The sequence below is a fragment of the Sphingobium cloacae genome, assembly GCF_002355855.1.
Lineage (GTDB): Bacteria > Pseudomonadota > Alphaproteobacteria > Sphingomonadales > Sphingomonadaceae > Sphingobium > Sphingobium cloacae.
Genome location: NZ_AP017655.1, coordinates 1,733,452 through 1,751,316 on the forward strand (window position 1 = coordinate 1,733,452; position 17,865 = coordinate 1,751,316).

Annotated in this window: 22 protein-coding genes; 7 read left to right on the top strand and 15 right to left on the bottom strand. The window is 64.7% G+C overall.

Features of this window, described 5'->3' with window-relative positions:
- Window positions 1–2: 2 nt before the first annotated feature.
- The 3 genes from SCLO_RS08405 to SCLO_RS08415 are packed head-to-tail and all read right to left on the bottom strand — an operon-like array spanning window position 3 to window position 1,672.
- Window positions 3–800, bottom strand: coding sequence for a VOC family protein (locus tag SCLO_RS08405; RefSeq protein WP_066516684.1), 798 nt, complete (start codon window positions 798–800; stop codon window positions 3–5).
- A gap of 28 nt (window positions 801–828) precedes the next feature.
- Window positions 829–1,191 (bottom strand): DUF1428 domain-containing protein, encoded by a 363-nt coding sequence (locus SCLO_RS08410; protein WP_066516686.1) that lies wholly within the window; start codon window positions 1,189–1,191, stop codon window positions 829–831.
- A gap of 34 nt (window positions 1,192–1,225) precedes the next feature.
- Window positions 1,226–1,672 (bottom strand): VOC family protein, encoded by a 447-nt coding sequence (locus SCLO_RS08415; RefSeq protein WP_066516687.1) that lies wholly within the window; start codon window positions 1,670–1,672, stop codon window positions 1,226–1,228.
- A 133-nt stretch (window positions 1,673–1,805) separates the two neighbouring features.
- Between SCLO_RS08415 and SCLO_RS08420 the strand changes: the two genes are divergently transcribed.
- Window positions 1,806–2,486: a winged helix-turn-helix transcriptional regulator gene (locus SCLO_RS08420; RefSeq protein ID WP_231923392.1), complete on the top strand. Its 681-nt coding sequence runs from the start codon at window positions 1,806–1,808 to the stop codon at window positions 2,484–2,486.
- On the opposite strand, the gene SCLO_RS08425 is transcribed toward SCLO_RS08420, so the two are convergent.
- From SCLO_RS08425 to SCLO_RS08440, 4 genes are all read right to left on the bottom strand, one after another.
- Window positions 2,461–2,781 (bottom strand): DMT family transporter, encoded by a 321-nt coding sequence (locus tag SCLO_RS08425; protein ID WP_066516691.1) that lies wholly within the window; start codon window positions 2,779–2,781, stop codon window positions 2,461–2,463. The genes SCLO_RS08420 and SCLO_RS08425 overlap by 26 nt on opposite strands.
- A gap of 117 nt (window positions 2,782–2,898) precedes the next feature.
- Window positions 2,899–3,720: a hypothetical protein gene (locus SCLO_RS08430; protein WP_231923393.1), complete on the bottom strand. Its 822-nt coding sequence runs from the start codon at window positions 3,718–3,720 to the stop codon at window positions 2,899–2,901.
- Between the two features lie 255 nt (window positions 3,721–3,975).
- The gene (locus SCLO_RS08435) at window positions 3,976–4,989 is read right to left on the bottom strand and encodes an NAD(P)H-dependent flavin oxidoreductase (protein ID WP_066516752.1); all 1,014 of its coding nucleotides are present in this window, start codon (window positions 4,987–4,989) and stop codon (window positions 3,976–3,978) included.
- Between the two features lie 111 nt (window positions 4,990–5,100).
- Window positions 5,101–6,366 carry an aspartate kinase gene (locus tag SCLO_RS08440; protein ID WP_066516693.1) on the bottom strand — a complete coding sequence of 422 codons (1,266 nt, stop codon included), beginning with the start codon at window positions 6,364–6,366 and terminating at the stop codon, window positions 5,101–5,103.
- 84 nt (window positions 6,367–6,450) lie between these two features.
- On the opposite strand from SCLO_RS08440, the gene ubiG reads away from it, so the two are divergent.
- Window positions 6,451–7,194, top strand: a complete 744-nt coding sequence (gene ubiG / locus SCLO_RS08445) for a bifunctional 2-polyprenyl-6-hydroxyphenol methylase/3-demethylubiquinol 3-O-methyltransferase UbiG (RefSeq protein WP_066516694.1) — start codon at window positions 6,451–6,453, stop codon at window positions 7,192–7,194.
- Between the two features lie 26 nt (window positions 7,195–7,220).
- Here ubiG and SCLO_RS08450 read toward each other — a convergent pair whose 3' ends face one another.
- Window positions 7,221–8,036, bottom strand: a complete 816-nt coding sequence (locus SCLO_RS08450; RefSeq protein ID WP_066516696.1) for an HpcH/HpaI aldolase/citrate lyase family protein — start codon at window positions 8,034–8,036, stop codon at window positions 7,221–7,223.
- Window positions 8,037–8,150: 114 nt separating this feature from the next.
- On the opposite strand from SCLO_RS08450, the gene SCLO_RS08455 reads away from it, so the two are divergent.
- Window positions 8,151–9,119: an SPFH domain-containing protein gene (locus SCLO_RS08455; protein ID WP_066516697.1), complete on the top strand. Its 969-nt coding sequence runs from the start codon at window positions 8,151–8,153 to the stop codon at window positions 9,117–9,119.
- Window positions 9,120–9,131: 12 nt separating this feature from the next.
- Entirely contained in the window at window positions 9,132–9,575 is a 444-nt protein-coding gene (locus SCLO_RS08460; protein WP_066516698.1) for an NfeD family protein, read from the top strand.
- 25 nt (window positions 9,576–9,600) lie between these two features.
- Here the strand turns inward: SCLO_RS08460 and SCLO_RS08465 are convergent, their stop codons facing one another.
- Both SCLO_RS08465 and SCLO_RS08470 read right to left on the bottom strand, forming a co-directional pair.
- Window positions 9,601–9,804, bottom strand: coding sequence for a hypothetical protein (locus SCLO_RS08465; RefSeq protein WP_066516699.1), 204 nt, complete (start codon window positions 9,802–9,804; stop codon window positions 9,601–9,603).
- Window positions 9,805–9,844: 40 nt separating this feature from the next.
- Window positions 9,845–10,783, bottom strand: coding sequence for a right-handed parallel beta-helix repeat-containing protein (locus SCLO_RS08470; protein WP_066516701.1), 939 nt, complete (start codon window positions 10,781–10,783; stop codon window positions 9,845–9,847).
- 180 nt (window positions 10,784–10,963) lie between these two features.
- Here SCLO_RS08470 and SCLO_RS08475 point away from each other — a divergent pair, with 180 nt between their 5' ends.
- Window positions 10,964–11,314: a DUF3060 domain-containing protein gene (locus SCLO_RS08475; RefSeq protein WP_066516702.1), complete on the top strand. Its 351-nt coding sequence runs from the start codon at window positions 10,964–10,966 to the stop codon at window positions 11,312–11,314.
- A gap of 16 nt (window positions 11,315–11,330) precedes the next feature.
- Here the strand turns inward: SCLO_RS08475 and metH are convergent, their stop codons facing one another.
- From metH to SCLO_RS08495, 5 genes are all read right to left on the bottom strand, one after another.
- The gene (metH, locus tag SCLO_RS08480) at window positions 11,331–13,949 is read right to left on the bottom strand and encodes a methionine synthase (protein ID WP_066516703.1); all 2,619 of its coding nucleotides are present in this window, start codon (window positions 13,947–13,949) and stop codon (window positions 11,331–11,333) included.
- Window positions 13,950–14,039: 90 nt separating this feature from the next.
- Complete coding sequence (locus SCLO_RS08485) at window positions 14,040–15,086, bottom strand: homocysteine S-methyltransferase family protein (RefSeq protein ID WP_066516704.1); 1,047 nt, start codon at window positions 15,084–15,086, stop codon at window positions 14,040–14,042.
- Complete coding sequence (gene metF, locus SCLO_RS08490) at window positions 15,083–15,967, bottom strand: methylenetetrahydrofolate reductase (RefSeq protein ID WP_407695328.1); 885 nt, start codon at window positions 15,965–15,967, stop codon at window positions 15,083–15,085. Before metF ends, SCLO_RS08485 begins: the two co-directional genes overlap by 4 nt.
- Window positions 15,861–16,118 carry a hypothetical protein gene (locus SCLO_RS24390; protein WP_407695321.1) on the bottom strand — a complete coding sequence of 86 codons (258 nt, stop codon included), beginning with the start codon at window positions 16,116–16,118 and terminating at the stop codon, window positions 15,861–15,863. The genes metF and SCLO_RS24390 overlap by 107 nt, the downstream gene beginning before the upstream one ends.
- Window positions 16,006–16,977 (bottom strand): ArsR/SmtB family transcription factor, encoded by a 972-nt coding sequence (locus tag SCLO_RS08495; protein WP_066516707.1) that lies wholly within the window; start codon window positions 16,975–16,977, stop codon window positions 16,006–16,008. Before SCLO_RS08495 ends, SCLO_RS24390 begins: the two co-directional genes overlap by 113 nt.
- Window positions 16,978–17,192: 215 nt before the next feature.
- On the opposite strand from SCLO_RS08495, the gene SCLO_RS08500 reads away from it, so the two are divergent.
- Both SCLO_RS08500 and SCLO_RS08505 read left to right on the top strand, forming a co-directional pair.
- Window positions 17,193–17,420, top strand: a complete 228-nt coding sequence (locus tag SCLO_RS08500; RefSeq protein ID WP_066516708.1) for a circumsporozoite protein — start codon at window positions 17,193–17,195, stop codon at window positions 17,418–17,420.
- A 78-nt stretch (window positions 17,421–17,498) separates the two neighbouring features.
- Window positions 17,499–17,756, top strand: coding sequence for a hypothetical protein (locus SCLO_RS08505; RefSeq protein WP_066516754.1), 258 nt, complete (start codon window positions 17,499–17,501; stop codon window positions 17,754–17,756).
- Window positions 17,757–17,865: the final 109 nt, after the last annotated feature.

Genomic DNA, 17,865 nt, shown 5'->3' on the forward strand with positions numbered 1-17,865 from the left:
CTTCAGCCCGCGCGCTTCCCGGCGAGGGCGAACATCGCGCCCTGCGGGTCGGTCGCCTGAATGATCCATGCGCCGCCGGGCACCTCCATCGGGCCGTTAAGGACGGTTCCGCCGCCCGCCTTCACCTTGCTCATCGCCTCGTCGATGTCCTTCACCGCGAAATAGAACAGCCAGAGCGGTTCCGGCATCACCGGCGGCTTCTTCATCATGCCGCCCGACATGCTGTTGAAATCCGTGCCGCCGGACATGGAGAAAAGCTGGTAGCTGCCCATCTCGCCCATATCCATGACCTCGCCCTTCCCCCATCCGAACCGGGACGTATAGAAAGCGAGGTCGGCCTCGAAATCGCCGGAATAAAGCTCATGCCAGCAGACATGGCCCATGGTCATGGGCGAAGGCGCGTCCATCCCTTCCGGACTGGCCCCCTTGAGCAGCAGGAAGGTCGCGCCGCCCGGATCGGCCATCACCGCAAAGCGTCCGACGCCCGGAATGTCATCCGGGGCGCGCTGCACCTTGGCGCCGGCGTCGGCAAGGCGCTTGGCATCGGCGTCGACATCCGCCGATCCGATATAGCCGCCCCACCACGGCTCCATGCCGCAATCCTTCGCCTCCGCCGGGATCGCCATGATCCCGCCCATGGGACCTGCGTTGCCGGAAATGACATGATAGGGCTGCTCGGTCCGCTCGCCGCCGAAGGCCTGCGCGCTCCAGCCGACCACCTCGCCGTAAAAGGCAAGCGCGGCCTGCGGGTCACTGGTCATCAATTCATACCAGAAGAACTGGCCTTTGAGATCGGTCATCGTCCGTCTCCCGACAGAGGGGGATGGTTCAGGCGCGCTCGTCCAGCAGCACCGAAAAACCGCCATAGATCATGCGCTGGCCGGAAAAGGGGATGTCCAGTCCTTCGGGCGGCTTCATCCGCTCGTCGGCCATCACCTTCGCCATGCCCGCGTCGCGCACGTCCTTCGAAGGCCATTCGATCCAGGAAAAGACGACTTCCTCGCCCTCCTCCGCGATGACGGCGGTGCGGAAGTCGTTGACCTTGCCGTCCTTGATGTCGTCGCCCCAGCATTCTACCACGCGGGTCGCGCCATGTTCCAGGAAGACGGGCGCGGCCGTCTCCGCCATCGCCTTGTAACCCTGCTTCTTGCCCTTGGGCACGGGGATCACGAAACCGTCCATATAGCTCATCGTCTCTCTCCTTATCCTTCCTCGGTCCGACGGGTCAGGCCGTGGCGGGTTCGTCCTGCCCGGCCGCCATCGCTGCATCCATGTCCATCCACGCCACTTCCCAGATATGGCCGTCCAGGTCCGCGAAACTGCGGCCGTACATGAAGCCATGATCCTGTTTCGGATTGGGCTCCGTACCGCCCGCCGCCAGCGCCTTTTCCGCCGTGTCATCGACATCGGCGCGGCTCGCTTCGCTCAGCGCCAGCAGCACCTGCGCGGTTTCATGGGCGTTCGGAATCCTGCGCGGGGTGAAGCCGCCGAAGCGCTCATGCGTCAGCAGCATGACATTGATCGTGTCGGAAAAGCGCATCATCTGGGCGCTATCGTCGGCGAAATCCTTATCCCGGACCGCGCCCACCGCCTCGTAGAAGGCGATCGAAGCCGGCAGATCCCTCACCGGCAGGTTCACGAAGATCATCTTCGGAGCAGGGGCATTCGGCATGGCGTATCTCCTTGGGTTTATCGGGTCCGGCCCGCATCCTTGCCTTCAGCGAATCACCGGCTTGAACTTTGTGCACTCGGCGATTATTTTATTCAACAGTTAAGTTATAAAAAATAACTATTGGATCTTAAAAGTGAAGAAACGAGCCTATCAGGACGGATGCGCGGTGGCCCATGCGCTCGACATCATCGGGGATCGCTGGGCCATGCCGATTATGCGGGAATTGATGCTGGGGCCGAAGCGATTCACAGACCTTCGCGCCAGCCTGCCCGGAATCAGCGCCAATGTGCTGACGCAGCGGCTGGAGGAACTGGAGGCGGCCAGCATCCTCGTCCGCCGTCGCCTTCCTCCCCCCGCCGCCAGCCAGATCTACGAGCTGACCGACTGGGGCCGCGAGTCGGAAATATTGTTCCAGGTGCTCGGCCGCTGGGCCTGCCGCTCGCCCACGATGCAGCCGGGCCAACCGATGAGCAACGTATCGGTCATCCTGTCGATGCGCACGATGATCGACCGCGGCCGGATCGGCGACATGAGCGCCGTCATCGGCATGCGCTTTGGCGAGGAGGAGTTTCGCGGCACCCTCAAGGACGGCGATTTCACCATCGAGCGCGGCGAAGCGGACGGCGCGGACGCGATCTTTTCCGGTGACCAGAATGCGCTGGTCGCCGTCCTCTATGGCGGGCTGCGGTTCGACGACGTGGCGGGCGTGCTGACGGTCGAGGGCGACCGGGGGCTGGCGGAACGCTTCGTGCGGCTGTTCCCCCTGCCGCCCAGGGCCCCCTCCACCGTCACGCCGGAGACGACAGCTTCATGAGCAGCAGGCCGCCCAGGATCAGCGCGGCGGCCAGCAGCCGCATCGCCGACGCCCCTTCGCCCAGAAAGGCGATCCCTGCCAGGAAGGCGCCCACCGCGCCGATCCCGGTCCAGATCGTATAGGCCGTGCCCAGCGGCAGGCTCTTCATCGACAGCGACAACAGCGCAAAGCTGCCCAGCATCGCGACAAAGGTTACGATGGTCGGCGCCAGACGCGAAAAGCCGTGTGACTGCTTCATGGAAAAAGCCCAGACGATTTCCAGCAGACCGGCAGCCATCAGATAAATCCAGGCCATGACGGCCCTCCTTTCGCAAAGAGAGCCGGGCCGTCCCGGACTTGGACCCGCGTCAGGCGGGGGAGGACGTGGCCTCGCTTGCCACCCAGATAGGCCCGGCGCTCCGGAACGGCAAGGTCAGGGTCGGGCGGCGGGCGGCAGGGTCGGCACGACCGTCACCGGAGGCGTCGCGGCCGGGGATGCCGGGACAGGCTGCGGCACGGTTGGCAGGCTTGGCACGGCACGCTGCACCGGCACCTCGCCGGGCGGCACCGGCGGCGGCGGGAGCGGCGTGGGCGACACCACCACCGTCACGCTCGCGCCGAAACGCGCCTGCCATTCCGCCAGCCGGCGGAGGTAATCGGCATAGGCCTCGTAGAAATCCTGAAACGGCTTTTCCAGCGCCGCCAATGCCTCGGGCGCATAGCCCAGCAGGGAAGCGGACGGCATGGACAGCATCTTCGCCCCGACCTCTATCGCCGCCTTGCAGAAAGTCGGCTGCACTGGCGGCAGGGAGAAGAAATTATAGACGACCGTGTTGAGCTGCTCGCGCCGGGCAATGCCGGTGGCGCCATATTCGAACTTGTAATTGCGGTCGACGGCGGCGTTCGCCTCTCCCAGCACCGCCTTGTGGACGTGAAGCATCCGATTATATTGCGCGCGCGCCAGATCGCCCGGACCATGGCAGGAAAGCGCCGCGACGTTGAGCGCCATGCGAACATGCCAGAGCGCGGTATTGGACGTGACGCCGCGATTGGGGGTCAACCGTTTGCCGTCCGGGCCGACATCGGGAATGCTCATATTCTCCACCGCGCCCATGGGGGGCACGGGCCGGATCGTCTCGATCACCGGAGGCGGCGCGACCGCCGGTTTCTTCGGTGTGGAACAGCCTGCGATCAGCGTCAGCGCCGTGATGGACGCCACCGTGCAGAAGCGACGAAATACGGTACGCGGCGGCACCCAAATCCCCTTTATGATCTTTATCCAGCCACAGAAACTCATGCCAAAAGCCAGGGTTCCTGACGACCGGCACGGACTCGCCTCATCCAGAAAGGGATTCGGTTCGTCGGGTTTCGGTGCGGCAGCGGCGATGGGCGCGATATTCAGTTGTCGCGGCAGCGGGTTTCGGCCAGTTGCCGAAGGTCCTCTGCGCGGGGGTTATGGCTATGCCGACGGACTGACAAACACCCAAAACCACTTTCCCGAAAGCCGGCCTCAAGCCGCCCGCCGCTCCAGCGCCGATGCGGCCTCGTCCATCAATTGCGCGATGATGGCGGCCACGGGTTCCTCTTTCGTCACCATGCCGACCGACTGCCCTGCCATCAGCGATCCGCCCTCGACATCGCCGTCGATCACGGCGCGGCGGAGGGCGCCCGCCCAATAATGTTCGATCTGCAACTGCGCTTCACCCATGTCGACCGCGCCGCTGTCCAGCAGATTGGCGACTTCCCGCTGCTTGGCGGTAAAGGCCTCCGTGCCCGCATTCTTGAGCGCGCGGACCGGGATCACCGGCAGGCGCGGGTCGATCTGGACGCTCGCGATGGCGTCGCGGGCGGACGCGCGGAAGAACGCTTTCTTGAATGCGGGGTGGGCGATACTCTCCGTCGCGCAGGCGAAGCGGGTGCCAAGCTGCACGCCCGACGCGCCCATCTCCAGATAGGCGGCGATCGCCTCGCCGCGGCCGATGCCTCCGGCGACGAACACCGGCACCAGGCTTGCCATTTCCGGCAGGATTTCCTGCGCCAGCACGCTGGTCGCGACCGGGCCGATATGGCCGCCCGCCTCCATGCCCTCGACTACCAGCGCATCGACGCCCGAACGGACCAGCTTCTTCGCCAGCGCCAGCGCCGGAGCGAAGCAGAGCAGCTTCGCGCCCTTCGCCTTGATCGCCTCGATGCTGCCCTTGGGCGGCAGCCCCCCCGCCAGCACCACATGGCCGACATCATGTTTCGAGCAGACCTCGATCAGTTCGAAAAGCTGCGGGTGCATGGTGATGAGGTTCACGCCGAAGGGCTTCTCCGTCAGCGCCTTCGTCGCCGCAATCTCCTTGTCGAGCAGGTCGGGCGTCATCGCCCCGCAGGCGATCACGCCGAAACCGCCCGCATTGGAGATGGCCGACACCAGATGGCGTTCCGACACCCAACTCATCGCCCCGCACAGGATCGCGGTCTCGCAGCCCAGAAATTCGGTGCCGCGAGCCATCAGGGAAGCGAGTTTGGCGTTGGTCATCATTCCATCCATCGAATCAAAAAGCCCCTCCCGAAGCTGGAAGGGGTCAGGGCAGCAGCGGCCCGAAGGCCGCCGCCCGCTTTTCTTCTGTGAAGCCGCGAAACCCCGCGGTCAAGCCGCCGGCGCATCCAGACCATAGGCCGTGTGCAGCACGCGCACCGCCAGTTCCGTCTCGTCCTCGTCGATCAGGACCGAAACCTTGATCTCGCTGGTCGAGATGGCGAGGATATTGATGCCGCGGTCGGCCAGCGCCTGGAACATGGTGCTGGCGACGCCCGCATGGCTCTTCATGCCGACGCCCACGACGCTGATCTTCGCGACCTTCGTGTCGGGGATGATGCGGTTGAAGCCGATGGTTTCCTTCTGGCTCTCCAGCACGTCCAGCGCCCGCGCCAGATCGGCGCCCGGCACGGTGAAGGTCACGTCCGTCTCGCCCTTGTCGCGGCCGACATTCTGGATGATCATGTCGACGTTGATCGCCGCGTCGGCCAGCGGCCCGAAGATATGCGCGACGGCGCCCGGACGGTCGGGCACGCGGGTGACGGTGATCTTCGCCTCATTCTTGTCATGGGCGATGCCGGTGATGAGCTGACGTTCCATCTTGTTTTCCTTGAGCTTGGCCTCCAGTTCCTCGTCGCTCACGATCAGCGTGCCGGGGAGGTCGGTCTGGGTGGGATCATCGAAGGAGGAAAGCACCTGCACGACCACGCCTTCCTTCATGGCAAGGCCGACCGAGCGGGTCTGGAGCACCTTGGCCCCGACCGAGGCCAGTTCCAGCATTTCCTCATAGGTGACGAGATCGAGCTTGCGTGCCCGCGCCACGATGCGGGGATCGGTCGTGTAGACGCCATCCACGTCGGTATAGATGTCGCAGCGGTCCGCCTTCACCGCCGCCGCCACCGCGACCGCCGACGTGTCCGACCCGCCGCGTCCCAATGTCGAGACGCGCCCATCCTCCATCATGCCCTGGAAACCGGGGATCACCGCGACCGTGCCGGATTGCATCGACGCCAGCAGGTCGGCGGTATCGATCTCCCCGATGCGCGCCTTGGCATGGGCTTCGTTGGTGCGGATCGGAAGCTGCCAGCCGAGCCAGCTGCGCGCATCCACGCCCATGGCTTTCAGCGTCATGGCGAGCAAGCCGCTCGTCACCTGCTCCCCGCTGGCGACCACCACGTCATATTCCGCCGGATCATAGAGCGCGGAGGCTTCCTTGCAGAAGCCGACCAGCCGGTCCGTCTCGCCCGCCATGGCGGAAACGACGACGGCGACCTCATTGCCCTGCTCGACCACATGCTTGACGCGCGCGGCCACGTTGCGAATCCGCTCCATCCCCGCCATGGAGGTGCCGCCGAATTTCATCACGATGCGCGCCATTTGCTTGTCGAGCCTGCCTGCTGGTAAGAAAGAAAATGTCCCAAAAGGGCGGAAACGGCGCTCCTCTTAGCAGCGGATACGGATATGGCAAGCAACGCAAGCGCAACAACCGGCGGAACCATCGACCCGAAGGAGGCCGCGCATTTCGGCGCGATGGCGGCAGACTGGTGGAATCCGGACGGCAGCAGCGCCATGCTGCACAAGCTCAATCCTGTGCGGCTGCGCTATATCCGCCAGGCGATCGACCGGCACTGGCCGGGAAAGGGGCGCTCTTTTCAGCCGCTTGAAGGCAAGCGCGTCCTCGACGTGGGCTGCGGCGCCGGCCTGCTGGCCGAGCCGCTGGCGCGCATGGGCGCGGCGGTGACGGCGCTCGACGCGGCAGAGGAGAATATCGCGGCGGCCAGGGCCCACGCCGAACCGCAGGCGCTTGCCATCGACTATCGCGCGACTCCGGTGGAACAATTGGCGGAGGCCGGATTCGATCTCGTCACCTCGATGGAGGTGATCGAGCATGTGGCCGATCCCGCCGCCTTCGTGGCCGCACTGGCGGGCAAGCTGGCGCAGGACGGGCTGATGATCCTCTCGACGCCCAACCGCACCCCCCTCTCCCGCCTCGCCATGATCACCATCGGCGAGAGCGTCGGCGGCATTCCCAAAGGGACGCATGACTGGAACCGCTTCCTGACGCCCGAGGAACTGACGGCATTGCTGAGCGATGCGGGGCTGGAGGTGATCGATTCAAGCGGCCTCAGCTTCGATCCGCGCAGGGGTTTCGCGCTGACGGCCAACAAGGCCATCAACTATCTGCTGACCGTGCGGCGGCGGTAAAAACAGCCGCGAAGATATCCGCCCCCTTACATGCCCACCGCATCCGCTCGGGCGATCAGTGCCCTGGCTTCCTCCACATGCATGGATTCGACCATGCGCCCCTCGAAGCGCTCCGCGCCGCCCGTCGCCGCTTCGATCAGGCGGCGGGCATCGGCGACGGCCTGCGCATCGGGTCCGAAGACCTGATTGGCGACCGGCACCTGGCTGGGATGGATCAACGTCTTGCCGTCGAAGCCCAGCCTATGCCCGGCCATGCATTCCGCCTCGAACCCCGCTTCGTCGTCCAGCCGGTTGAACACGCCGTCGAACACAGCGATGCCGGCGGCACGCGCGGCCAAGATCACCGCCTGCAACGACAGGGTCAGCCCCTCGCGGTCCGCCGAAGCGGGGATGCCGATGTCCTGCCGCAAGTCGTTGGTGCCCATGAACAGCGCTGCCGTCCCCTCGCCCGCCGCGATCTGGGGCACGGCCAGTACGCCCCTGGCGCTTTCGATCATCGCGATGACGGGCTTTTGCGTGACGCTGAACACGTCCTTGACCTGTTTGGTGCTTTCGACCTTGGGCAGCACGACATAATCGGCGGCCGACTGCTTGGCGGCGATCATTTCGGCGCCGTGCCACGGCGTGCCTTCCACATTGATCCGCAATGCGGTCAGCCGACGCCCGAACCCTTCCGCCAGGGCTTCCAGAGCGCCAGCGCGGGCTTCTTCCTTCCTGTCGTCCGGCACGGCGTCCTCCAGGTCGAGGATCACCAGATCGCAGGGCAGAGTGCGGACCTTGGCGATGGCGCGAGCGTTGGAAGCGGGCAGGAACAGCAGCGAACGGGCATGACGAAGCAGCATGACGGCAATCGACTCCTTGGAAGAACGGTTCTGGCATCGGGTTTAGCCGGATTGGCTTCCCCCGTTAATCTTTTCGCGCCATAGTCAGGTCCTGTCCATTTCGGGGGAGGACCCATGGTGACGACATTCGCGCTGACGGTGACCTTGCTGGTGCTGTTCTATCTGGCCGCCAGCATCAAGGTGGTGCGGCAGGGTTATCAATATACGATCGAGCGCTTCGGCCGCTTCACCGAGGTCGCCCGCCCCGGCCTCAATTTCTACCCCGCTTTCTTCTACGCGGTCGGCCGCAAGATCAACATGATGGAGCAGGTCGTCGACATTCCGGGGCAGGAGATCATCACCAAGGACAACGCGATGGTGTCGGTCGACGGCGTGGTGTTCTTCCAGGTGCTGGACGCGGCCAAGGCCGCTTATGAGGTGTCCGAACTCTATGTCGCGATCATGCAGCTTGCGACCACCAACCTGCGTACTGTCATGGGATCGATGGACCTGGACGAAACCCTGTCCAAGCGCGACGAGATCAATGCGCGGCTGCTGTCCGTGGTCGATCATGCGACCAATGCCTGGGGGATCAAGATCACCCGCGTGGAACTGAAGGACATCCGACCGCCCGCCGACATCGTCAACGCCATGGGCCGCCAGATGAAGGCCGAGCGCGAGAAGCGCGCCCTGATCCTTGAATCGGAAGGGTTGCGCGCTTCCGAAATCCTGCGGGCCGAGGGACAGAAGCAGAGCCAGATCCTGGAAGCGGAGGGCCGCCGGGAGGCCGCTTTCCGCGACGCCGAAGCCCGCGAGCGCGAGGCGGAGGCGGAAGCCAAGGCGACGCAGATGGTGTCCGAAGCCATCGCGTCCGGCAACGCGCAGGCGATCAACTATTTCATCGCCCAGAAATATGTGGAAGCCGTCGGCCAGTTCGCGACGTCACCCAACGCCAAGACGATCCTGTTCCCGGTGGAGGCGACCCAGTTGATCGGGACCTTGGGCGGCATCGGCGAGCTGGCGCGCGATGCGCTGGGCGGAGACAGGGCCTCGCCGCCTTCCCCGCCTCCCCCCGCCGCGCCGCGCCGCGGGCCGTTCGGATAAGGGAGCGGACCGATGGACATGCTGGCCATGCTGGAGGATCATTGGTGGTGGCTGATCTTCGCTGCGCTGCTGGGCATAGGCGAGGTTCTGTTGCCCGGCGTATTCCTGATCTGGATCGCGATCGCGGCGGCGGTCACGGGACTGGCGGCGCTGGCGCTGCCGATCGGCCTGCCCTTGCAATTCCTGATCTTCGCCCTGCTCTGCCTGATCGCCGTATGGGGCGGGCGAAAATGGTATGCGGCCAATCCGGTGTCGTCGGAAGACCCGCTGCTGAACGACCGCACCGCCCGTCTGATCGGGGAAGTGGTGACCGTGGTCGAGGCCATCGACAATGGACGCGGGCGCGTGAAGGTGGGAGACGGCGCATGGTCCTGCCACGGCCCCGACGCCCCGGTCGGGACGCGGGTGCGGATCGTCGGCGCGGAGGCTTCGGTGCTGCGGGTGGAGCCGGTCTGATCCTTCGCGGGATCGTCGAGCCCGCTCAGCCGTCGATCAGGTCCAGATAGGCGACCACATCATTGTCGGTGGCAAGGAACAGGCCGTCCTGCACATCGGCCGGCTGCGCCCCGGCGATACGAAGGGCTTCGTCAAGCGGGCCGTAGAACAGAGTCGTGGCCGCCCCGCCCTCCTGCGCGTCGCTCAGATGATAGAGGCGGACGGTGGCGGTATCATAGGTCGTTCGCATGGGAGCGATTATCCGCCCGCAACGGTCCGCTGGCAAGCGGTCAGCGGCGGTCGGACTGCTTGATACCGCTCGCCAGCTTGTTGGCGCCGATCTTCACCGCATCGTCGGTGAAATTGGCAACGAAGCTGCTGTTGCGTTGAAGGCCCGGCACGAAGGAGGCGCTGTTGTTCGCGATGGAGAGGCCCGAACTGTCATGCTCGCGGCCTTCGGGCGCGACGGTGATGAAGGCGCTGTAATTGTCCTTGTCCTTGCCCTGCACCATTTCATTGCCGCTGATCGTGCCGCTCGCGCCGTTGGAGAGGTCGATCATATAGTTGGTGAGGTGTCCCGCGCTATCGTCGAAGCTGTTGTTGGTGATCGTGACGCGCGGCGTGCGGGTCTTGAGATAATGGCCGCCATCGCCCTGGTCGAACCGGGAGCGGGTGACCGTCAGGCTGCCATAGCGGCCGATATAGACCCCATGCGCGCAGTCCAGATCCCGGTCGCAGCGACCCAGATGGCGGAATGTCGACTTGTCGATGGTGACGCTGTTGCCCGGCCCGTCGCCGGACAGGATGCCCTGCTCGCTATTGCGGAACAGGCTGTTGGTGACGGTGAGATTGCCGTTTTCCAGCCGGATGCCCGAGCCATTGCCGTCCGGCACGCGCAGATTCTGGAAGACGATGCCGTCCACCTTGCTCGCGCTGCCGCGCAGGACGAGTGCCGCCTTGCCCTCGCAGGTCACGCCGTCGAGGATGACCGTGCCGGGCGTCGCGGCGGTGAAGGTGACGTCGCCGCCTTCCTGCACCGCACACTGGCGATAGGTGCCGGGCGCGATCACCACGGTGCCCTTGGCATTGCCGATCGCATTCACGGCCTGCGCGAGCGAACTGAATGTCTGGCCGGTTTCCGCGACGGTGAAGGGTGCGGGCGAAACTTGCGCCAGGGCAGTCGCGGCAACGGCGGCCGAGACGAGGACGGTGGTGGAAAGGATACGCATGGCCGCAGAATAGGCGCTGGCGGGTAAGGGGCCAATGCAGGGACGTGGTTAACGGATTCCTGCCCCGTTATGGGACGATCACGCCAAAACGTCTTAACGGGCCGGAGGGAGGTCCCGTGCGGAACCCGATGGCCGCAAGGACGTTTCCCTTCCGAAACCATTGAAGGAAGGGAAAAATTCATGGCTCGCCTCTTTTGGAGCGGCGTTGGCGCGTTATGGGCGGCGATGGCACTGCCGGTTTCCCCGGCGGTGGCGCAAGCCGATTTCACCGGCGCGGGGCAGACCACGGAACTGGATTGCGGCGGCGATTCGGCCTCCATCACCGGCGCCAGCAATCAGGTGCATATTTCGGGCAGTTGCCGCCTGCTCACCATCGAGGGCGCGGACAACCGCATCCATGTCTCCATGGCGAAGGGCGGCGTCATCCGCCTGACCGGGGCGAGCAACGAAATCCACTGGTCCACCCCGGACGGCAGCAGGCCCCGTATCCAGATCACCGGCGCGGACAACCGGATCAGCCAGATGAAGTGAACGCAGGCTGCGGCTCTCAATCCAGATTGGGCCGCAGCCACCTTTCCGCCGTTTCGACATCCACGCCACGCCGTTCCGCATAATCCTCCAGCTGGTCGCGGCCGATGCGGGCGACGCCGAAATATTCCGCCTGCGGATGGCCGAAATAAAAGCCGCTGACCGCCGCCGTCGGCAGCATCGCGAAACTGTCGGTCAGCGAAATGCCGGTCGCATGATGCGCGTCGAGCATGTCGAACAGCAGCGGCTTCAGGCTATGTTCCGGACAGGCCGGATAGCCGGGCGCGGGCCGTATGCCGCGATATTGCTCCTTGATCAGCGCCTCGTTGGTGAGCTGCTCGCCCTCCGCATAGCCCCAGAGCGCGGTGCGGACATAGTGGTGCAGCCGTTCGGCAAAGGCTTCGGCAAGGCGATCCGCCAGCGCCTTCAGCAATATGTCGGAATAATCGTCGATCGCCGCCTTGAAGCGCGCCAGATGCGGTTCGATGCCGTGGATCGACACGGCGAAACCGCCGATCCAGTCGCCGTCCGGGCTGATGAAGTCGGCAAGGCACATATTGGCCCGCCCTTCCCGCTTCGCGATCTGCTGGCGGAGCATGGGCAGGCGGACATGCTTTTCATCCTCGACATGAACGACGATGTCGTCGCCCTCGCGCGCGCAGGGCCACAGCCCCGCCACGCCCCGCGCGGTCAGCCATCTCTCGTCGATGATCCGCTCCAGCATCTTCTGCGCGTCGCTGAACAGGCTGGTGGCGCTTTCGCCGACGATCTCATCCTGCAGGATCGCCGGATAGACGCCCGCCAGTTCCCAGGCGCGGAAGAAGGGCGTCCAGTCGATATAGTCGCGCAGATCCTTCAGATCCCAGTCCGGAAAGCTGTGGACGCCCGGCAGGCGCGGCCGGGGCGGCTTCAGCGCCTCATCGATCTCGAAAGCGTTGGCGCGCGCGTCGTCCAGCGGCAACAGGGCGCTTTGCCCCTTGTTCGCGCGGGCGACGCGGACATGCTCATAATCATCCTTGGTCCGCTGGACGAAATCCGTCTTTTGCGTTTCGGACACGAGCGCGGTCGCCACGCCCACAGCACGGCTGGCGTCGAGCACATGGACCACCGGCCCTTCGAAGGCCGGGTCGATGCGAAGCGCCGTATGCACGCGCGAAGTGGTGGCCCCGCCGATCAGCAGCGGCATGGTCATCTGCGCGCGCTGCATTTCAGCGGCGACCGTCACCATCTCGTCCAGCGACGGGGTGATGAGGCCGCTGAGGCCGATCATGTCGGCGTCATTCTCATTGGCGGCTTTCAATATGTCCTGCCACGGCACCATGACGCCCAGGTCGATCACCTCGAAGCCGTTGCACTGAAGCACCACGCCGACGATATTCTTGCCGATGTCGTGCACGTCGCCCTTGACGGTGGCCATGACGACCCGGCCCTTGCCCTTGGCGCCCGGCTCCTTCTGCGCCTCGATGAAGGGGAGCAGATGGGCGACGGCCTTCTTCATGACGCGGGCGGACTTGACGACCTGCGGCAGGAACATCTTGCCCGCGCCGAACAGGTCGCCGACCACGTTCATGCCGTCCATCAGCGGTCCTTCGATCACCTCGATGGGTTTCGCGGCGGCGAGGCGGGCTTCCTCCGTATCCTCGACCACATACATGTCGATGCCCTTGACCAGCGCATGTTCGAGCCGCTTGGCGACGGGCCAGCCGCGCCATTCCTCGGCCGCCTTGTCCACCTCCCCGCCCTTGCCCCGGAATTTCTCGGCGAGTTCGACCAGCCGCTCGGTCGGCGTGACCTCCGGATCGCGCTGGGGGCGGTTCAGGATCACATCCTCGCAGGCTTCGCGCAGTTCCGGGTCGATGGCGTCATAGACGTCGAGCTGCCCCGCATTGACGATGCCCATGTCCATGCCCGCCGGAATGGCATGATACAGGAAGATGGAGTGCATCGCCCGCCGCACCGGCTCATTGCCGCGGAAGGAGAAGCTGAGGTTCGAAAGCCCGCCGGAGATATGCACATGCGGGCAGCGCGCCTTGATCTCCTTGCATGCCTCGATGAAGTCGACGCCGTAATTATTATGCTCCTCGATTCCCGTCGCGACCGCGAAGACATTGGGATCGAAGATGATGTCCTCCGGCGGAAATCCAATGCCTATCAGCAGCTTGTAGGCACGCTCGCAGATTTCGACCTTGCGCTCTTTCGTGTCCGCCTGCCCCGTCTCGTCGAAGGCCATGACGACGACCGCCGCGCCATAGGCCATGACCTTTCGCGCATGGGCGAGGAAGGCTTCCTCCCCCTCCTTCATGCTGATCGAATTGACGATGGGCTTGCCGGACACGCATTTGAGGCCCGCCTCGATCACTTCCCATTTGGAGCTGTCGATCATCACCGGCACGCGGCTGATGTCCGGCTCGGACGTCATGAGCTTGAGGAAGGTCGTCATCGCCTCCACGGCGTCGAGCAGCCCCTCGTCCATGTTGACGTCCACCACCTGCGCGCCATTTTCGACCTGATCGCGCGCGATGTCGATGGCGGCGGCATAGTCGCCCGCCATGATGAGCTTCTTGAACTTCGCGGAGCCGGTGACGTTGGTGCGCTCGCCGATGTTGACGAAATTGGTGGCGGAGGGTTTCTCAGTCATTTTCTCAAAAAAGTCCGTTCGCTTCGAGCGAAGTCGAGAAGCAGTGGCGCGCCCGTGTCTCGACTTCGCTCGACACGAACGGAGGTGGGATCAGGCCGCGATGTGCATCGGCTCAAGGCCCGCCAGCCGGGTCACGACCGGCAATTCCGGCACCCGGCGCGGCTTGTGGCCCGCAAGCGCCTTGGCCACCGCCGCGATATGCGCGGGCGTGGTGCCGCAGCAGCCGCCGACCATGTTCACCAGCCCCTCATCGACCCATTGCCGGATGAGGCTGGCCGTGGTCTCCGGCAATTCGTCATATTGCCCCAACTCATTGGGCAGGCCCGCATTGGGATAGGCAAGGATCAGCGTATCGGCGTTCTTGGCGAGTTCGCTCAGATAAGGCCGCAGCAGATCCGCTCCGAAGGCGCAGTTCACGCCAATGGTGAGCGGCTTCAGATGCCGCAGCGAATACCAGAAGGCGTTGATCGTATGCCCCGACAGGTTGCGTCCGGACATATCCGTGATGGTGAAGCTCAGCATCAGCGGCACCGGACGGCCTGCCGCCGCCTCCGCCTCGCGCGCGGCCATGCCCGCCGCCTTGGCATTGAGCGTGTCGAAGCAGGTCTCCACCAGCAGGAAATCGACGCCACCCTCGATCAGCGCGTCGCATTGCTCGCGATAATCGGCCTTGAGCGTGTCGTAATCCACCTCGCGATAGGCGGGATCATTGACGTCCGGCGAGATCGAGAGGGTCTTGTTCGTCGGCCCGATGGACCCGGCGACGAAGCGCGGGCGCCCGTCCTTCGCGGTCGCCGCGTCACAGGCTTTTCGCGCCAGTTTCGCGGCGGCGATGTTGATGTCCCGCACCAGATGCTCGCAGCCATAGTCGGCCATCGCGATCTTCGTGGAGGAGAAGGTGTTGGTCTCCACCATATCCGCGCCCGCCTCCAGATAGGCAGCGTGGATGCCCTCCACGATGTCCGGCCGCGTCAGGCAGAGCAGGTCGTTATTGCCCTTCTGGTCCTTCACCAGATCCAGATCGCCGCGATAATCGGCCTCCGTCAGCCCATGCTTCTGGATCGACGTGCCGTATCCGCCGTCGAACACCATGATCTTTTCCGCCGCGATGGCGCGGAACTGTTCTTCGGCGGTCATGCCCTTTTCTCCGGTCGCAGGCCCAGCAGATGACAGATGGCGTAGCTCAACTCGGCCCGATTGAGCGTATAGAAGTGGAAGTCGCGCACCCCACCCGCATAGAGCTTGCGGCACAATTCCGCCGCCAGCGTCGCGGACACCAGTTGCCGCGCGCCGGGATGGGTATCCAGCCCCTCGAACAACCGGCCCATCCAGGTGGGGACGTTGGTGTTGCACATGGCCGACATGCGCTGGACTGCCGCGAAATTGCTGACGGGCATGATGCCGGGGATGATATCCGCGCCGATCCCCGCCGCCGCGACGGTATCGCGGAAACGGAAGAAGCTGTCCGGCTCGAAGAAGAATTGCGTGATTGCGCGGGTCGCCCCCGCGTCCAGCTTGCGCTTCAGATTGTCGATATCGCTCTTAGCGCTCACCGCTTCGGGATGGGTTTCGGGATAGGCTGCGACGGAAATCTCGAAGGGGTGACGCTTCACCAGCCCTTCGACCAGTTCGGCCGCGCCCTGATAGCCGTCGGCATGCGGCTCGAACCGCTTGCCCGCTTCGGGCGGATCGCCGCGCAATGCGACGATGTGACGCACCCCCGCGTCCCAATAGGCATCGGCGACTTCGGCGATCTCATCCTTGCTCGCGGCGACGCAGGTGAGGTGCGCGGCTGCGGCCAGCGGCGTTTCCCTCGCGATCCGCGCAACGGTATTGTGCGTGCGTTCCCGCGTCGACCCGCCCGCCCCATAGGTGACGGAAACGAACTTAGGGCCAAGCGGCGTCAACGTCTCAATCGCCGACCAAAGCTGTTCCTCCATCTTCTCCGTCTTGGGCGGGAAGAATTCGAAGCTGACGTTGAGATCGCCCGCCAGATCGGCATAGAGTGGCGCGTCCAGCGCGCGCCGCGCCTCTTCGACGGAAGGGAAATGGAGGGTCATGCGGAAATGCGTCCTTCGATGGGCAGGACGCGCGCGCCACGGCGGCGGCCCAGCCAGAGTTGCACGGTGAGTTCCTGTCCGGGCAGGCTCTCCACCCGTTCCAGGTCAAGGCCCGCCCGCGCAAACCAGTGTTCGATCTGCTCGTCGGAAAAGCCCAGGCGCGCATGCTGGTCGCGCAACCGCAGTTCCTCGCGCTCATGCGCGGCGAAATCGGCGATCAGCACCCGGCCCTGCGCGGCGGCGACGCGGGCAGCTTCGGCGATCACCGCTTCGGGGGCCTGCGCATAATGCAGCACCTGATGCAGCACGATCGTATCGGCGCTGCCGCTTTCCATCGGCACATTACCGAAATCGCCCAGCACCAGCGCATATTTGTCGCCCGCATCTTCCGGCAGCTTGGCGCGGGCGAGGCGGAGCATGTCGGGACTGCGGTCGAGCGCCGTCACCTGCTGCGCATCGGGTCCGAAAAGCTCGATCATGCGGCCGGTGCCAGTGCCGATGTCGAGAAGATGGCCGATAGGCTCCTGCCCGAGCAGCGCCGTCATCGCCGCCTCCACATCCGCCTCCGCCACATGAAGGGACCGGATCGCATCCCATTCCTCGGCATGTTCGGCGAAATAGGCTTCGGCGGCGCGCGACCGGTCGGCCCGCACGGCGGCAAGGCGGGTCAGGTCCGCCTGCTGCCATAGAAATTCGGCTTGCGACGGCACGATCTGATCGAACAACGTCCAGTAGGGGGCCAGTTCCGCCTCCTTGCCCAGCCGCAGGAACACCCAGTTCCCTTCCTTGCGCCGCTCGACAAGGCCCGCTTCGGCGAGGATTCGGACATGGCGCGATACACGCGGCTGGCTCTGACCCACCACTTGGGCGATTTCGCCCACCGCCAGCTCCATCGCGCGCAAAAGATGGATGATCCGTAAGCGCGTCGGATCGCCAACGGCACGGAAAATGTCGAGTGCAGCGCTCATGACATGGTTATATAAAGAAAACTTTATATACGTCAATGACGCTCTTTACCGGCGCATTTTGCGTAAAATCGCCCAAATAAGGCCCTTAACCCACATGAAGAGGATTGCCTTACAACGGCCAAGGCATTACGAATCGCCGCGCAGACGCAATGGGGGGTGAGCTTTTCTCCGAGATGGTCTGCACGGTTTTTTGTTCTCAGAGAGGGGTTTAGCCCATGACCAAGTCGATTGCTCTTTCGCTCGTTCTCGCCGCGTCGCTCGGCCTTGCCGCCTGCTCGGGCGGTGCGGAAAATGCCGCTAACGACGCCGCGAACGCCGCGGATAACGCATCGAACGCCGCCGACAACGCGATGAACGCTGCGCTGAACGCCGCCGACAATGCGTCGAACGCTGCCGACAACGCTGCCAATGCTGCCCACAACGCGGCTTCGAACGCGCTCTAATTCCGTTTTCGGGCAAGTTTTCGAAAAGGGCCGCGCCAGAATGGAGCGGCCCTTTTCTTATGCGCGAGGAGAATGGAGATGATCCGCATTCTTGCTGGCATGATGGCGCTGACCTGGCTTGGCGCCTGCGGATCGGCGTCAGGAGATGGCGTGGGCGGCGTCAGCGCGAGCGAGGCCAGCGCTCTCAACGATGCGGCGGCGATGCTGGACGCGCGGTCCGGAGAGACGCGCAACGAGAAGGCAGGACTCAATCCGGCCGCGATGACCGCCTTGCGCGCGGATCGGAACCGGACCGAGCCGGCCGCCGACAACGCGACTGACGCCAAGCGCCCCTAAGGCTCTCCACGCTTACCGGACTCACCCATAATTCCAACAGAAGGCCGAAGGACCGGCCGCTGCGCCCCGCCATCGCGGGGGCAAGGTGCAAGCCAATCGTCCGCCGGGC

Bases quoted from the DNA above. Each gene is read 5' to 3' on its own strand.
- SCLO_RS08405 (WP_066516684.1), bottom strand. From the start codon at position 800: ATGACCGATCTCAAAGGCCAGTTCTTCTGGTATGAATTGATGACCAGT.
- SCLO_RS08410 (WP_066516686.1), bottom strand. From the start codon at position 1,191: ATGAGCTATATGGACGGTTTCGTGATCCCCGTGCCCAAGGGCAAGAAG.
- SCLO_RS08415 (WP_066516687.1), bottom strand. From the start codon at position 1,672: ATGCCGAATGCCCCTGCTCCGAAGATGATCTTCGTGAACCTGCCGGTG.
- SCLO_RS08425 (WP_066516691.1), bottom strand. From the start codon at position 2,781: ATGGCCTGGATTTATCTGATGGCTGCCGGTCTGCTGGAAATCGTCTGG.
- SCLO_RS08435 (WP_066516752.1), bottom strand. From the start codon at position 4,989: ATGACCAACGCCAAACTCGCTTCCCTGATGGCTCGCGGCACCGAATTT.
- SCLO_RS08440 (WP_066516693.1), bottom strand. From the start codon at position 6,366: ATGGCGCGCATCGTGATGAAATTCGGCGGCACCTCCATGGCGGGGATG.
- ubiG (WP_066516694.1), top strand. From the start codon at position 6,451: ATGGCAAGCAACGCAAGCGCAACAACCGGCGGAACCATCGACCCGAAG.
- SCLO_RS08450 (WP_066516696.1), bottom strand. From the start codon at position 8,036: ATGCTGCTTCGTCATGCCCGTTCGCTGCTGTTCCTGCCCGCTTCCAAC.
- SCLO_RS08455 (WP_066516697.1), top strand. From the start codon at position 8,151: ATGGTGACGACATTCGCGCTGACGGTGACCTTGCTGGTGCTGTTCTAT.
- SCLO_RS08460 (WP_066516698.1), top strand. From the start codon at position 9,132: ATGGACATGCTGGCCATGCTGGAGGATCATTGGTGGTGGCTGATCTTC.
- SCLO_RS08465 (WP_066516699.1), bottom strand. From the start codon at position 9,804: ATGCGAACGACCTATGATACCGCCACCGTCCGCCTCTATCATCTGAGC.
- SCLO_RS08470 (WP_066516701.1), bottom strand. From the start codon at position 10,783: ATGCGTATCCTTTCCACCACCGTCCTCGTCTCGGCCGCCGTTGCCGCG.
- SCLO_RS08475 (WP_066516702.1), top strand. From the start codon at position 10,964: ATGGCTCGCCTCTTTTGGAGCGGCGTTGGCGCGTTATGGGCGGCGATG.
- metH (WP_066516703.1), bottom strand. From the start codon at position 13,949: ATGACTGAGAAACCCTCCGCCACCAATTTCGTCAACATCGGCGAGCGC.
- SCLO_RS08485 (WP_066516704.1), bottom strand. From the start codon at position 15,086: ATGACCGCCGAAGAACAGTTCCGCGCCATCGCGGCGGAAAAGATCATG.
- SCLO_RS08495 (WP_066516707.1), bottom strand. From the start codon at position 16,977: ATGAGCGCTGCACTCGACATTTTCCGTGCCGTTGGCGATCCGACGCGC.
- SCLO_RS08500 (WP_066516708.1), top strand. From the start codon at position 17,193: ATGACCAAGTCGATTGCTCTTTCGCTCGTTCTCGCCGCGTCGCTCGGC.
- SCLO_RS08505 (WP_066516754.1), top strand. From the start codon at position 17,499: ATGATCCGCATTCTTGCTGGCATGATGGCGCTGACCTGGCTTGGCGCC.